The organism is Pseudomonas sp. DWP2-2, from assembly GCF_049897065.1.
Lineage (GTDB): Bacteria > Pseudomonadota > Gammaproteobacteria > Pseudomonadales > Pseudomonadaceae > Aquipseudomonas > Aquipseudomonas paracarnis.
The window spans coordinates 405410-421532 of record NZ_JAFCVN010000004.1; the positions used below are offsets into that span (position 1 = coordinate 405410).

At 63.6% G+C, this 16123-nt stretch carries 3 protein-coding genes and 1 pseudogene; 2 read left to right on the top strand and 2 right to left on the bottom strand.

Annotation, left to right across the window (positions count from 1 at the left end; all coding sequences use genetic code 11):
• The first annotated feature begins 92 nt into the window (after positions 1-92).
• Positions 93-1265 (top strand): annotated as a pseudogene (locus ACP7CZ_RS12175) (MFS transporter).
• Here ACP7CZ_RS12175 and ACP7CZ_RS12180 read toward each other — a convergent pair.
• Positions 1266-1631, bottom strand: coding sequence for a type II toxin-antitoxin system HicB family antitoxin (locus ACP7CZ_RS12180; RefSeq protein WP_014718824.1), 366 nt, complete (start codon positions 1629-1631; stop codon positions 1266-1268).
• Positions 1628-1879, bottom strand: coding sequence for a type II toxin-antitoxin system HicA family toxin (locus ACP7CZ_RS12185; RefSeq protein WP_014718823.1), 252 nt, complete (start codon positions 1877-1879; stop codon positions 1628-1630). The genes ACP7CZ_RS12180 and ACP7CZ_RS12185 overlap by 4 nt, the downstream gene beginning before the upstream one ends.
• A gap of 210 nt (positions 1880-2089) precedes the next feature.
• Here ACP7CZ_RS12185 and ACP7CZ_RS12190 point away from each other — a divergent pair, with 210 nt between their 5' ends.
• Entirely contained in the window at positions 2090-16123 is a 14034-nt protein-coding gene (locus ACP7CZ_RS12190; RefSeq protein WP_426174343.1) for a non-ribosomal peptide synthase/polyketide synthase, read from the top strand.

Consider the following 16123-nt stretch of genomic DNA (forward strand, 5'->3'; position numbering starts at 1 on the left):
CGAAGCATGATTTGCCACATACGCACCGTATGTATTCTGCCCTGATGGTTTCAGATAGCAAGCCCAGGGCGTCGAGCAAGAGGTCAAGCAGGATGGCAAACCCCTACGCTGAATTATTCCAGGTCCCTGGTGCCCGGGCCTTTGTGCTCGCTGGCATGCTGGCACGCATGCCGATATCCATGACCGGCATCGGCCTGATCACCATGCTGTCCCAGGTGCATGGCGGCTATGGTCTGGCCGGTTCGGTGGCGGCAGTGTTTGCCCTGGCCACGGCGATTTGCGCGCCGCAAGTGTGACGTTGGGTGGACCGCTACAGCCAGGGCAGGGTGCTGCCGATTGCCGCGCTGATCGGCGGCGGGGCGCTATTGATGTTGCTGCTGTGTACGCGGTTGCAGGCGCCGAATTGGACGCTGTTTCTGTTCGCCGCGCTGGCGGGCTGCATACCCAATATGTCGGCCATGGTGCGAGCGCGCTGGACCGAGTTGTACCGTGGCCAGCCCAGGCTGCAAACCGCGTTTGCCCTGGAGTCGGTACTTGATGAGGTGTGCTTCATCATCGGCCCGCCCATTTCGGTGGGGTTGAGCGTGGCGGTGTTCCCAGAAGCCGGGCCCCTGGTGGCGGCGTTGTTGCTGGCGGTGGGCGTCACCACCTTTGTGCTGCAACGGCAAACCGAGCCACCGGTACACGCGCATCAGGGAGCACACGGTCGCTGGCTGATTGCGTCGCCGTCGGTATTGATCCTGATGATTTTGCTGCTGGCCATGGGCGTGATCGTCGGCGTGGTGGATGTGGTCAGCGTGGCCTTCGCCCAGCATCAAGGCCAGCCGGCGGCGGCGAGTATCGTGCTGTCGGTGTATGCCATTGGTTCGTGCCTGGCGGGGTTGGCCTTCGGTGCCCTCAAACTCAAGGCACCGTTGCCACGCCAGTTCCTGTACTGCGGCGTAGCCACGGCGTTGACCACCTTGCCCTTGCTGTTGGTGAGCAATATTCCCGGCTTGGCCGCTGCAATCTTTATCTCCGGGCTGTTCTTCGCGCCCACCTTGATTGTGTCGATGGCCATGGTGGAGCAGATCGTCCCGGCCAGCCGCCTTACCGAAGGCATGACCTGGCTGATCACCGGCCTGAGCATCGGCGTGGCCATTGGCGCCGCCAGTTCGGGGTGGATGATCGACCACTTTGGCGCCACCAGCGGGTTTTGGGTGGCGCTGGCGGCGGGGGCGGTGGTAGCGGGCTCGGCGGTAGTGGGTTACCGGCGGTTGGGATAGTCAGCCAATCGTCGGGCATGGCTCTGGGTAGTGATGCTGCAGAAATTCGTTCAGCGCCTGACGCGTGAGATCATTCAATGTCACTTTCTTACGGTTTGCCGCCAGGGCAGCGGCCAAATGCAAGTCATGCCCGACGCGTACGTTGAATGAACCTTTGCACGGTTTCTCCGGCGTGTGCCCCAGGCTCTGGCAGGTAGCGAGATAATCATCCACCGCGCCACGGAAGGCTGCGTCCAGTTCAGCCACAGTTTTGCCTTCATAGCTCACCAATGCCTTGATGAACAGGATTTTACCAAACAGGCAGTTGTCCTCGAGGCTGGCTTCGATGGAGCCGATGTAGCCTTTGTGTTTCAGTTGGTTGTTCACTGAATCAGTTCTCCTGATTTCAATTGTTCGATGATCTGGCGCCGAATGTAGTGTTTCAGTTCGTTGCCGGGGTGAGGCTTGTGCAGGGTGATCATTGCACTGGGGTCGCCCATGTCGAACTTGACCCGGCTTCCGGCCCCTTCAATCTGTGTGTATCCCAATCGGCGTAATAACGTGACGAGCTCAGACCAGGTAAATGCCATGTGCTCATTGAGCAGTTTGGCGAGCAGCTTTTCATTCTTGGACACGGCGTTCCCTGCGTGTAACTAAATGTAGTTGCAAAAAGTGGTGTTCGTCAATGCTAGCTCAGCTTCGTGCGGCTTCGCGGAGATTGATGTAACCCCCGATGACAGCCTGTGCGGCGCCCCCCATTCCCCCGCTAATTTTTCCCCGCCCGGTTCGTTTTATAGGGACGACGTGCCTTTGTGCTTCCCGCCTATTGCCCCGGATTCCAAGAAATGAATGCTGAAGACTCCTTGAAACTTGCTCGCCGGTTTATCGGGCTGCCCCTGGAAAAGCGCCAACTGTTCCTGCAAGCCTTGCAGAAAGAAGGCGTGGATTTTTCAAGGTTTCCGATTCCGGCAGGGGTGGAGGTGGAGGACCGTCAGGCGCTGTCCTACGCACAGCAGCGCATGTGGTTTCTATGGCAGTTGGACCCGGCCAGCGGCGCCTACAATTTGCCCGGCGCAGTGCGCCTGAGGGGGGCGCTGAGCCTGCCAGCGCTGGAGCAAGCGTTCGCCAACCTGGTGGCGCGTCACGAAACCTTGCGCACGGTGTTCCAGCGTCAGGCTGATGAGCGGCTGGTGCAGGTGGCGGTGGAGCCGTCGGTGACCGTCGAGCACCTGGACTTCACGGCCTTGGCCATCGACGCACGGGAGCAGGCCGTCAACGCCGCCGCCACCCGTCAATCGCTGTTGCCGTTCGACCTGGAACACGGGCCGCTGCTGCGCGTGCAACTGCTCAAGCTTGCCGAGCAGGAACACGTGCTGCTGCTGACCCTGCACCACATCGTTTCCGACGGTTGGTCGATGAATGTGCTGATTGACGAATTCATCCGTTGCTATGACGCCCATGAGCGCAACGAAGCGCCCCAACTGCCGGCGCTGCCCATCCAGTACAGTGACTACGCCCTGTGGCAGCGCCGCTGGCTGGAAGCGGGCGAGCAGGCCCGCCAGTTGGAGTACTGGCAGGCTCGCCTGGGCGATGAACATCCGGTTCTGGAGCTGCCCACCGACCACCCGCGCCCGGCCATGCCCAGCTACCAAGGCACACGGCACAACTTCGCGATTGAGCCGGCACTGGCCGCGCAACTGCGCAGCTGCGCGCAAAAACACAACGTCACCCTGTTCATGCTGCTGCTCGGTGCCTTCAATGTGCTGTTGCACCGCTATACCGGCCAGGGCGACATTCGCGTCGGTGTGCCGATTGCCAATCGCAATCGCACCGAAGTCGAGGGGCTGATCGGTTTCTTCGTCAACACCCAAGTGTTGCGCACCGAACTGACCGGGCAAACCCGGGTTGCCGAGTTGCTGCAAGGTATCAAGGAGCATGCCCTGGGCGCCCAGGCCCATCAGGAGTTGCCCTTCGAACGGCTGGTGGAAGCGCTGAAAATCGAGCGCAGCCTGAGCCACACGCCGCTGTTCCAGGTGATGTATAACCATCAGCCGGTAGTCGCCGACATCGCCTCGGTCAGCACCGCATCGGGCCTGGAATTGGCCCTGGTGGAATGGCAAGGCCGCACCACCCAGTTCGATCTGACACTGGACACCTATGAAAAGTCCGGCACCCTGCATGCCGCGCTGACCTACGCCAATGACTTGTTCGATACGCCCACCATCGAGCGCATGGCCCGGCATTGGATCGGCCTGTTGCAAGCCATGGTGCTCGATGGCGAACAGCGCATTGGCGAATTGCCCATGCTTGACGCGGCTGAACAGCAACGGCTGGTCCACAGCTGGAACCAGACCGCCGAGGCGTACCCGACCGAGCGCGGGATTCATCACCTCATCGAAGACCAGGCGCGGCGCAGCCCCGATGCACCGGCACTGGTGTTCGGTACCACCACCTTGACCTACGCCCAACTGGATGCGCGCGCCAACCAGTTGGCCCATGCCCTGGGCGAGCAGGGCGTGGGGCCCGACGTGCTGGTAGGTATCTGCATCGAGCGCTCCATCGAAATGGTGGTTGGCCTGCTGGCGATTCTCAAGGCCGGTGGCGCCTACGTGCCCCTCGACCCTGAGTACCCCCGGGAACGCCTGGCCTACATGATCGAAGACAGTGGCATTCAGTTGCTGCTCAGCCAGCAGAGCCTGCTGGCGTCGCTGCCCGTCGCCGGTATCCAGGTATTTGCCCTGGACCAGCCGGCGCTATTGCTCGACGGCTACAGCAGCGATTCACCGAACGTGGCCTTGCATGCCCTCAACCTGGCCTACGTGATCTACACCTCGGGCTCCACCGGCAAGCCCAAAGGCGCCGGCAATAGCCATCGCGCCTTGGTCAACCGCTTGAGCTGGATGCAACAGGCGTATGGCCTGGGCGCCAATGACGCGGTGTTGCAGAAAACCCCGTTCAGCTTTGACGTGTCGGTGTGGGAGTTCTTCTGGCCGCTGATGACCGGCGCCCGCCTGGTGGTCGCGGCGTCTGGCGAACACCGTGAACCGGCGCGCCTGATTGACACCATTGGCCGACACGTCATCACCACCTTGCACTTCGTGCCGTCGATGTTGCAGGCGTTTATCCATGAGCCGGGCGTACAGGCGTGCGCAAGCCTCACGCGCATTGTGTGCAGCGGCGAAGCCTTGCCCCTGGACGCGCAACAGCAAGTGTTCGCCAAGTTGCCCGCTGCGGCGCTGTACAACCTCTATGGCCCGACCGAGGCGGCCATCGACGTCACACACTGGACCTGCATTGACGAAGGCGCCGATAGCGTGCCCATCGGCCGCCCCATCGCCAACCTCGGCACCTACGTGCTGGACGCGCAACTCAACCCGGTGCCGGCCGGCGTCAGTGGCGAACTCTACCTGGGCGGCGTCGGCCTGGCGCGCAGTTACCATCGGCGCCCGGCGCTCACCGCCGAACGTTTTGTACCCAGCCCCTTTGTGACAGGCGAACGCCTGTATCGCACCGGTGACCGCGTGCGCCAACGTGCCGATGGGGTGATCGAATACCTCGGCCGTCTCGATCATCAAGTCAAGTTGCGCGGCTTACGTATCGAGCTGGGTGAAATCGAAGCACGCCTGATGCAGCATCCACACGTGCGCGAAGCCGTGGTACTGGTACAGGGCGGCAAGCAGTTGGTCGCCTATCTTGTACACGCAGGCGAGGCGCCAACGGGCCTCAAGGAATGGTTGCTCAGCAGCTTGCCGGAATACATGGTGCCGACGCATTTCATTGCGCTGCCCAAGCTGCCGGTGACCGCCAACGGCAAGCTCGACCGCAAGGCGTTGCCAGTGCCGGATGCGGCGCAGCAGCAGGCATTTGTCGCCCCCCAAGGCGACCTGCAAACAGCCCTGGCTGCCATCTGGAGCGACGTGCTGGGCGTTGAGCAGGTCGGCCAGGACGATAACTTCTTCGAGCTGGGCGGCGATTCGATCATCTCTATCCAGGTGGTCAGCCGCGCCCGTCAGGCCGGCATTCGCCTGAGCCCGCGTGACCTGTTCCAGTACCAGAACATCCGCAGCCTGGCTCTGGTGGCGCGCTTTGAGCAGGTCAGCCTGATCGACCAGGGCCCGGTCAGTGGCGAGGTGATGCTGACGCCCGTCCAACACAGTTTTTTCGACCAGCCGATCCCGGCGCGGCATCACTGGAATCAATCCTTGTTACTGGTGCCCGGTGAGGTGCTTGAGCCTGCACGGTTGGAGGCCGCGCTGGCGCGGTTGATCCAGCATCACGACGCTTTGCGCCTGCGCTTTGTGCAGCAGGCTGGCGGCTGGCAGCAGAGCCATGCTGCCTATGTCAGCGAACCGCTGTTGTGGCAATGCCAGGCCGGCACCGACGCTGAACTGGCGGCGCTGTGTGATGAAGCCCAGCGCAGCCTTGACCTTGCCCAAGGCCCGCTGCTGCGCGCCGCGTTGGTGAGCATGGCCGATGGCAGCCAGCGTGTGCTGTTGGTGATCCATCACTTGGTGGTGGATGGTGTGTCCTGGCGCATCCTGCTCGAAGACCTGCAACAGGCCTACCGCGAACAGGTGCTGCCGGCAAAAACCAGTGCCTACCAGCGCTGGGCGCAACAGTTGCACCGCCACGCGCAGACCGTCGAGGAGCAACTGCCGTACTGGCAAGCCCAATCCATCGGCGCCGAGCTGCCGTGTGATCACCCCGAAGGCGGCCTGCAAAACCGCCTGGGTGCCAAGCTGGAAACACGCCTCGACGTCGAGCACACCCGCCGACTGCTGCAAGACGCGCCAGCGGCCTATCGCACCCAGGTCAACGACCTGCTGTTGACCGCCCTGGCGCGGGTGATCAGCCGTTGGAGCGAGCAACCTGCTGCGCTCATTCAATTGGAAGGTCACGGCCGTGAAGATCTGTTTGACGACATCGACCTGAGCCGCACCGTCGGCTGGTTCACCAGCCTGTACCCGGTGCGTCTGCACGCCGAAGGCGAGTTGCCCGAGGCGATCAAGGCGGTGAAGGAACAACTGCGCGCCGTGCCCGACAAAGGCCTGGGCTACGGCCTGCTGCGCTACCTGGGCGCGCCACACGCGCAGGAAAGCCTTGCGAACCTTACCGCGCCGCGCATCACCTTCAACTACCTGGGCCAGTTCGACCGTCAGTTCAACGAGTCGGCACTGTTCGTGCCGGCCAGTCAGGGCAGTGGCCAGGCCCAGGATCCAGAGGCGCCGCTGGCCAACTGGCTGACGCTGGAAGGTCAGGTATATGGCGGCGAGCTGTCGTTGCAATGGGGGTTCAGCCGGGAGATGTTCGAGGCGGCAACTGTTCAAGGTCTGGCGGACGAGTACGCAACTGAACTCAGGGTGCTGATCGAGCATTGTTGTGCCACGCCGGCAGGCCAGGTGAGCCCGTCGGATTTCCCGCTGGCACGCCTCACCCAGCAGCAACTGGATGCCTTGCCCGTGGCCGGGCCGGCGATTGCCGACCTTTATCCGCTGTCGCCGATGCAGCAAGGCATGCTGTTCCACACCCTGTTGGAACCCGAGGCCCAGGCCTACATCAACCAGTTGCGCCTGGACATCGAGGGCCTCGATTTGCTCGCTTTCGGGCGTGCCTGGCAGGCTGCACTGGATCGTCACGACATCCTGCGCAGTAGCTTCCATTGGCTGGGCCTGGACAGTGCTCATCAGCTGATCCAGCGCCAGGTCGACCTGCAACTGCAAGTGATCGAAGACCCCGACGCCGATTTCGACACCCTGGCCCAGGCCGAACGCGAACGCGGTTTTGCCCTGAATGCCGCGCCGCTGTTTCGCCTGACGCTGGTGCGCGGTGCCGGTGCGGCCTGGCACTTTATCTTCACCAGCCACCACATCCTCATGGACGGCTGGAGTAACGCGCAGTTGCTCGGTGAAGTCATCGCTCACTATGCGGGGCAGGCAGTGCCGGCGCCGCTCGGGCAGTTCCGCGATTACCTCGCCTGGCTGCAACAACAGTCCTCGGGCGAAGCGTTCTGGAAAACCGCCGTGGCGGCATTGCCGGCGCCGACCCTGCTGGCGCAAGCGTTGCGCAAGCCGATGGACGCGGTTGGCATGGCTGACCATCACGTGGCACTGGACAGCGACTTTACCCGCCGCCTCGCTGAGTTCGTACGCCAGCACAAAGTCACCCTCAATACCCTGTTGCAAGGGGCTTGGAGCCTATTGCTGCAACGCTACACCGGCCAGGACTGCGTCGCCTTCGGTGCCACCGTGGCCGGGCGTTCCGCACCGCTGCCGGGGATCGAGCAGCAACTGGGCCTGTTCATCAACACCTTGCCGATCATCAGCACAGCCTCGCCAGCCCAGTCGGCCGCGACGTGGCTCAGCGAACTGCAAGCGCTCAACCTCAGCCTGCGCGACCATGAACATGTGCCGCTCTACGACATCCAGGGCTGGGCTGGCCAGCAGGGCGCGCTGTTCGACACCTTGCTGGTGTTCGAGAACTTCCCGGTCGCCGAGGCGCTCAAGCAAGGCGCGCCGGCCGGCCTGACCTTCGGTCGCCTGCACAACCATGAGCGCACGCACTATCCATTAACCCTGGGCATCGAACTGGGCGCCAGCCTGCGCCTGGAATTCAGTTATGACCGTGCCCAATTCAGCGAGGCGCACGTGGCGCAGTTGAGCGCCAACCTGCAACACCTGCTGGCGCAATTGCTCGCAGACGCTCACATGCCGCTGGGCAACCTGCGCCTTCTCGACGCCCCAGCGCAACGGCAGATGGTCGCTCTGAGCCGCTCAGCCGCAGCGCCCCAGGCCAACGAACGCGTGCATCAGCGTATCGCAGCCCAGGCCGAGGCGACGCCAGACGCTTTGGCTGTACAGGCCGGTGACGCCAGCTTGAGTTACGCCCAGTTGAACCAGCGCGCCAACCGCCTGGCCCATCGCCTGTTGGCGCTTGGTGTCGGCCCCGGCCAACGGGTGGGCCTGGCTTCGCGGCGTGGGCCGCAGTTGATCGTCAGCCTGCTGGCAGTGCTCAAAAGCGGGGCGGCCTACGTACCGCTGGACCCTGAATACCCGGCGGAACGTTTGGCCTACATGCTCGCCGACAGCCGCCTGGACGTGCTGCTCAGCGAAACCGGCTTGCTCGCCGACTTGCCTTTGCCCCGCGGCCTGACCCGCATGGATTTCAGTGCCAGTGGCGACGAACTGACCGGCTACCCGACAACCAATCCGCCTAATCACGCGGCGGCGGCTGACCTGGCCTATGTGATCTACACCTCTGGCTCCACCGGCCAGCCCAAAGGCGTGGCCATCGACCATGCCGCCCTCGGCCAGTTCTGTGACAGCGCCACGCTGTACAGCCGACTTTGCGCCGAGGACCGCGTGTTGCAGTTTGCGACCTTCAGTTTCGATGGTTTTGTCGAGCAATGCTTCCCGCCCCTGTGTGCGGGCGCGGCGTTGATCATGCGTGGCGATGAACTCTGGGATGCCGGCCAACTGGCGCAAGAGATTGTCGAGCAGGGCGTGACCCTGGCCGATTTGCCCGCCGCCTACTGGTACCTGTTGGCGCAAGAGTGCGCCGAGCACCGTCGCTCCCTGGGCAAGCTGCGCCAGGTGCATGTGGGGGGTGAAGCCATGTCAGTGGAGGGCGTGCGTGCGTGGTACGCCGCGGGCTTGGGCAATGTGCGCCTGGTCAACACCTACGGGCCGACCGAAGCCACAGTGGTCTCCAGCGTGCATGAGTGCCAATTGGCCGATGCCAACGACGCCTACGGCGTGCCAATCGGGCAGGCGATTGCCGGGCGCGGCCTGTATGTACTCGACAGCGGTTTCCAACTGTTGGCCACCGATGGCGTGGGCGAGCTGTGCATTGGTGCCGAGGTTGGCTTGGCGCAACTCTATTTCGACCGCCCGGCGCTGACCGCCGAGCGCTTCTTGCCGGACCCGTTTTCCGCCATGCCCGGTGCGCGGCTTTATCGCAGTGGCGACTTGGCCCGGTACAACCCGGCGGGTGCGCTGGAGTACGTTGGGCGTATCGACCATCAAGTGAAGATTCGTGGCCTGCGTATCGAAATGGGCGAAATCGAAGCCAGCCTGCAAGCCTTGCCCAACGTGCGAGAAGCCGCCGTGCTTGCGCAGCCGAGCGCTACCGGCGTGCAGTTGGTGGCGTACGTGGTGCCCGCCGAAGGCCAAGCGCTGGAGGCCCAGGCACTGGCGGCGCGCTTGCGCCAGACGTTGCCGGACTACATGGTGCCGGGCCATTGGGTGGTCCTCGATGCCTTGCCGTTGAACCACAACGGCAAGCTCGACCGCCGTGCGCTGCCCACACCCGACCTGAACCAGGCCAGCGCCGCCTACGTGGCGCCGCAAAGTCCATTGCAAATCCAGTTGGCGGCGATCTGGCAAGCAGTGTTGCAGGTCGAGCAGGTTGGCCTGGAAGATCACTTCTTCGAACGCGGCGGCCACTCCTTGCTGGCCACCCAAGTGATCTCCCGGGTGCGCCACGATCTCAAGCTGGAAGTGCCGTTGCGGGCCCTGTTCGAACAGCCGACGCTGGCCGCTTTCGCAGCGGCGTGCGCAGGCGTGCAGGCCGATACCGCGCCTGTGATGCAGGCGGTTGGCCGTGAGCAGCCGCTGGCGTTGTCCTTTGCCCAGGAACGGCAGTGGTTTCTCTGGCAATTGGATCCCACCAGCGCGGCCTATCATGTGCCCACCGCCTTGCACCTGCGCGGTGAACTCGACATCGCGGCGCTGGAGCGCGCCGTCGAGGCCCTGGTGCAGCGCCATGAACCACTGCGCACCACCTTCGTGGAGTCGGGCGAGCACATCGTGCAAGTCATCCACCCAAGCCTGGCAGTGCCGGTTGAACAACAAGAGGTCGACGCCGGCGCTATCGAGCAGGCTGTCACCGAAGAGATCCAGCGCCCGTTCGACCTGCGCAACGGCCCGCTGATGCGCGTCAAGTTGCTGATCGTCGCGCCTGATCACCATGTGCTGGTCATCACCCAGCACCACATCATCTCTGACGGCTGGTCGATGCAAGTGATGATCGACGAGTGGGTGGCGCTGTACCAAGGCGACGCAGGGTTGCCGGCCTTGCCGATCCAGTACGCCGACTACGCCCAGTGGCAGCGCGACTGGATGGCGGCTGGGGAACAACAACGCCAGCTCGATTACTGGTGCGCTCGTCTGGGGCACGAACATTCGTTGCTGGACCTGCCGCTGGACTATCCACGCCCCGCAGTGCAGAGCCATCGTGGCGCGCGCCGCCAGATTCATCTGGAGCGTGCGCTGCTGACTGAACTCAAGGCCCTGGCCCAGCGTCAGGACGTGACGCTGTTCATGCTGTTGCTGGCCTCGTTCCAGACCTTGCTGCACCGCTACAGCGGCCAGGCACAGGTGCGTGTCGGCGTACCGGTCGCCAACCGTAATCGCTTCGAAACCGAGCGACTGCTGGGCTTTTTCGTCAACACCCAGGTGCTGCAAGCTGACGTGCACGGGCAGATGCCGTTCGACCAGTTGCTGGCCCAGGTCAAGCAGCGTGCCCTGGAGGCGCAGGCCCATCAGGACCTGCCGTTCGAGCAGCTCGTGCAAGTGTTGCAGCCCGAGCGCAGCTTGAGCCATAACCCGCTGTTCCAGGTGATGTTCAACCATCAGGACAGCCTGCGTTCAGCCCCGGTGCAATTGCCCGGCCTGGATTTGCAGCCCGTGGATTGGGCCGGTCACAGCACGCAATTCGACCTGAACCTGGAAACCGAGGAATCGGTGGACGGTCTCTGGGCCTCGCTGACTTACGCCACGGATCTGTTTGACGCGGCGACCGTGGAGCGTTTGGCCGAGCATTGGCAAAACCTGCTGCGCGCGGTCCTGCAGGATGCCTCGGTGGCCTTGGACGACCTGGCGATGCTCAGCCCGTCGCAATGGCAGCACATGGTGCACGACTGGAACCGCAGCGACACCGACTACCCACGCGAACGCTGTGTACACCAGTTGTTTGAGGCCCAGGCCGCGGCGCAACCCGACGCTATCGCGCTGCATTTCAATGATGAGCGCCTGAGCTACGGCGAACTCAACCGTCGCGCCAATCGGCTCGCCCATCGTCTGATCGACATGGGCGTCGGCCCGGACGTGCTGGTTGCAGTACACGTGGAGCGTTCCCTGGACATGGTGGTTGGCTTGCTCGCGACCCTCAAGGCCGGTGGCGCCTATGTGCCGCTCGACCCGCAATTCCCGGCAGAGCGCCTGGCCTACATGCTTGAAGACAGCCGCGCCCGGGTATTGCTGACCCAACCGCACCTGCTGGGGCACCTGGCTCAGCCGCACGGCGTGCAGGTGCTGATGGTGGAGGAGGCCGGCACAGCGCAGCACAATCCCCAGGTTGCCGTGACACCGGAGCATCTGGCCTACGTGATCTACACCTCTGGCTCCACTGGCAAGCCCAAAGGGGTGATGGTTCGTCACAAGGCGCTGTGCAGCTTCACCAGCGGCATGGCCGGCACGTTGAGTATCGGCCAGGATGCGCGGCTGTTGTCGCTGACCACCTTCTCGTTCGACATCTTCGCCCTGGAGCTGTATGTGCCGCTGAGTGTCGGCGGTACCGTGGTGCTGAGCACCCAGGCAACGGCCCTCGACCCCGAGGCGATCCTCGATCTGGCCCAGCGTCAGGCGGCGAATGTGCTGCAAGCCACGCCTTCGACCTGGCGCATGTTGCTCGACAGCCCACGGGCTCATTCACTGCGTGGCATCGCCTGCCTGTGCGGTGGCGAAGCGCTGCCCGTCGATTTGGCCCAGCGCATGCTCGACCTGCAAGGCCCGTTGTGGAACCTCTATGGCCCGACGGAAACCACCATCTGGTCGGCGGCTCATCGTTTGCATCAGGCATTGCCGTTCGTTGGACGGCCCATCGCCAATACCGGCTTGTTCATCCTCAATGCCGGTCTCACGCCATGCCCCCAAGGTGTGTCCGGTGAGCTGCTGATCGGCGGTGTCGGCCTGGCGCGGGGTTACCACGGGCAGCCGGCGCTGACCGCCGAACGCTTCGTGCCCAACCCGTTTGGGGCTCCGGGCGAACGCCTGTACCGTACCGGCGACCTGGCACGCTATCGGGCCGACGGCGTGGTGGAATACATCGGCCGCGTCGACCATCAGGTCAAGGTCCGGGGTTTCCGTATCGAGCTGGGTGAAATCGAAGCCTGCTTGCGTGAGTTCGACGGCGTACGCGAAGCCGTGGTGCTGGCCGATAACGACCGGCTGATCGCTTACCTGGTCAGCGCCGCGCCGCAGGCGGCGCAGGTCTATAAAACCGCGCTGCGCGAGCGCTTGCCGGACTACATGGTGCCCGCGCAGTGGCTGTTCCTCGACAGCCTGCCGCTGACCCCCAACGGCAAGCTCGACCGCAAGGCATTGCCCAAACCGGATGCCAGCCTGTCGCTCAAGGGCCATGTAGCGCCCGTCACCCCGCGTGAGCAGCAGGTAGCGGCGATCTGGGCCGAGGTACTGGAATTGCCCCGGGTGGGCCTCGACGATCATTTCTTCGAGTTGGGCGGGCATTCATTGCTGGCCACGCGGGTGGTGTCACGGGTGCGTCAGGCCCTGGCGCTGGAAGTCCCACTCAAGGCCTTGTTCGAACAGCCGCTACTGGGTGATTTCGTGCGGGCCTTGGGCGAGGAGGGCGTCACCGCGCCGGCGTTGATCAAGGTCGACCGCACGCAGCCTCTGCCGCTGTCTTATGCCCAGGAGCGCCAGTGGTTCCTCTGGCAACTGGACCCGGCCGGCGCCGCGTATCACATCCCCAGCGCCTTGCGTTTGCAAGGGCCGTTGGACCTGACCGCGCTGCAAGAGAGCTTTGATAGCTTGCTGGCTCGCCATGAAAGCCTGCGCACGTATTTCCGTCAGGACGCCACCGGCGCGGTTCAAGTCATTGACGCCCAGGGCCGGGTCGATATCGAGCAGGTCGACAGCGACTATGCCGGCCTCAAGGCGCGGGTCGCGCAGGTGGTCGCCCAGCCTTTCGACCTGCTGCGTGGGCCGCTGCTGCGGGCCACCTTGCTGCGCCTGGCCGAGGACGACCACGTGCTGGTGCTGGTGCAGCATCACATCGTTTCTGACGGCTGGTCGATGCAGTTGATGGTCGAGGAGTTGGTGCAGGCGTATGCCGCTAACAGCCAAGGCCAAGACGTGCAATTGCCGGCGCTGCCGATCCAGTACGCCGATTATGCCGTGTGGCAGCGCGGTTGGATGGAGGCGGGGGAGCAGGCGCGTCAACTGGCCTACTGGCGCGAGCTGTTGAGCGGCGAGCAACCGGTGCTGGAGTTGCCGTTCGACCATCCGCGCCCGGCACAGCCAAGCCATCGTGGCGCACGCTTGGGTATCGAGTTGCATCCGGAGTTGTTGGGCAGTTTGCGCGCACTGGCGCAGCACGCTGGCGTCACGCTGCCGATGCTGCTGCTGGCGTCTTACCAGGCGTTGCTGCATCGCTACAGCGGCCAGGAAGATGTGCGCGTGGGCGTGCCGATTGCCAACCGCAATCGCCTGGAAACCGAGGGGTTGATCGGCTTCTTCGTCAACACCCAAGTGCTCAAGGCCGATATCCACGGGCAAATGAGCACCGAGCAACTGCTGCACCAGGTGCGTCAGCGTTCCCTGGAGGCCCAGGCTCACCAGGACCTGCCGTTCGAACAGCTTGTGCAGGCATTGCAACCGGAGCGCAGCCTTAGCCTGAGCCCGTTGTTCCAAGTGTTGTTCAACCACCGTGTGAGCGCTGCCGACAGCCATCTGCATCGCCTGGCCGACCTGCACGTCGAAGTCCTGGACCTGGACGAAGGCGTGGCCCAGTTCGACCTGGCGCTGGATGTGGAAGAAAGCCAGACGGCCCTGCGTGCCTCTCTGAGTTATGCCACCGATCTGTTCGCCGTGGCGACCATCGAGCGCATGGCCGGGCATTGGCAGAACCTCTTGCGGGCAATGGTGATCGACCCACAGCAACCCATCAGCCAATTGAGCTTGCTGGGCGAGGATGAGCAACAGCAGATTCTTGAGCTGTGGAATCAGGCCGACACCGGTTTTTCAGCCGAGCGCCTGGTGCATGAATTGGTCGGCGATTGCGCCCGGCAAACCCCGGACGCAGTGGCGGTTAAATTCGATACTCAAACCCTGACTTACGGTGAACTGGATCGCCAGGCCAATCGCCTGGCCCGTGCCCTGATCGCCCGTGGTGTCGGCGCGGAAGTGCGGGTGGCCATCGCCATGCCGCGCAGTGCCGAGATCATGGTGGCGTTCCTGGCGGTGATGAAAGCCGGTGGTGTGTATGTGCCGCTGGATATCGAATACCCACGTGATCGCCTGCTGTACATGATGCAAGACAGCCGTGCGCAACTGCTGCTGACTCACAGCCGGGCGTTGCAGCAACTGCCAGTCCCCGAGGGTCTGGATACCCTGGCGATTGATCGCACCGAAGAATGGGCCGGTTACAGCGATACGGCACCGGATGTGGCTCTGGACGGCGACAACCTTGCCTACGTGATCTACACCTCCGGCTCCACCGGTTTGCCCAAGGGCGTGGCGGTGGCTCATGGGCCGTTGGTGGCGCATATCATCGCCACTGGCGAGCGTTATGAGACCTCACCGGCCGATTGCGAACTGCACTTCATGTCCTTCGCCTTCGACGGTTCCCACGAAGGCTGGATGCACCCGCTGATCAACGGCGCCAGCGTGTTGATCCGTGATGACAGCCTGTGGCTGCCGGAATACACCTACGAGCAGATGCATCGCCACGACGTGACCATGGCTGTGTTCCCACCGGTGTACCTGCAACAGTTGGCCGAACATGCCGAGCGCGACGGCAACCCACCGGCGGTGCGGGTGTATTGCTTCGGTGGTGATGCCGTTGCTCAAGCCAGCTATGACCTGGCGTGGCGCGCGCTGAAGCCTGAATACCTGTTCAACGGCTACGGCCCGACCGAAACCGTGGTCACGCCGCTGCTGTGGAAGGCACGCAAGGGCGACCCTTGCGGAGCTGTCTACGCGCCCATCGGCACCTTGTTGGGCAACCGAAGTGGCTACGTGTTGGATGCGCAACTGAACCTGCAGCCCATCGGCGTAGCCGGCGAGTTGTACCTGGGCGGCGAGGGCGTGGCCCGGGGTTATCTGGAGCGCCCGGCACTGACTGCCGAGCGTTTCGTGCCGGACCCGTTCGGCAAGCCCGGCAGTCGCGTGTATCGCAGTGGTGACCTGACCCGCGGGCGTCCGGATGGCGTGGTGGATTACCTGGGGCGTGTCGACCATCAGGTGAAGATCCGCGGTTTCCGTATCGAACTGGGGGAAATCGAAGCGCGCTTGCGTGAGCAAGCCAGTGTCGGTGAAACCGTGGTGGTCGCCCAGGAGGGGCCGACCGGCAAACAACTGGTGGCCTATGTGGTACCGGCCGACGCCAGCCTGGCCGACCAGGTTGAGTTCCGTGACGCCCTGCGTCGTGCCCTGAAAGCCGACCTGCCGGACTACATGGTGCCCAGCCACTTCGTATTCCTGGCGCAGATGCCGCTGACCCCCAACGGCAAGCTCGACCGCAAAGGCCTGCCGGTGCCGGATACGAGCCAGATGCAGCAGGCGTATGTGGCGCCCCAGAGCGAGTTGGAGCAGCAGATCGCCACGATCTGGGCCGACATCCTGCACCTGCCGCAAGTGGGCCTGAACGACAACTTCTTTGATGTCGGTGGTCACTCCTTGCTGGCTATCCAGATTACCTCGCGGGTGCAGGCCGAGCTCGGCCTGGACGTACCGTTGATGGAACTGTTCCAGACCGAATCGCTGCGCGCCTACGTGCAGGCCGCAGCCACTTTCCGCGCCGGCAGCGTGGAAGATTTTGATGACCTTCGTGACTTTTTGAGCGAACTAGAGGCGATTTGA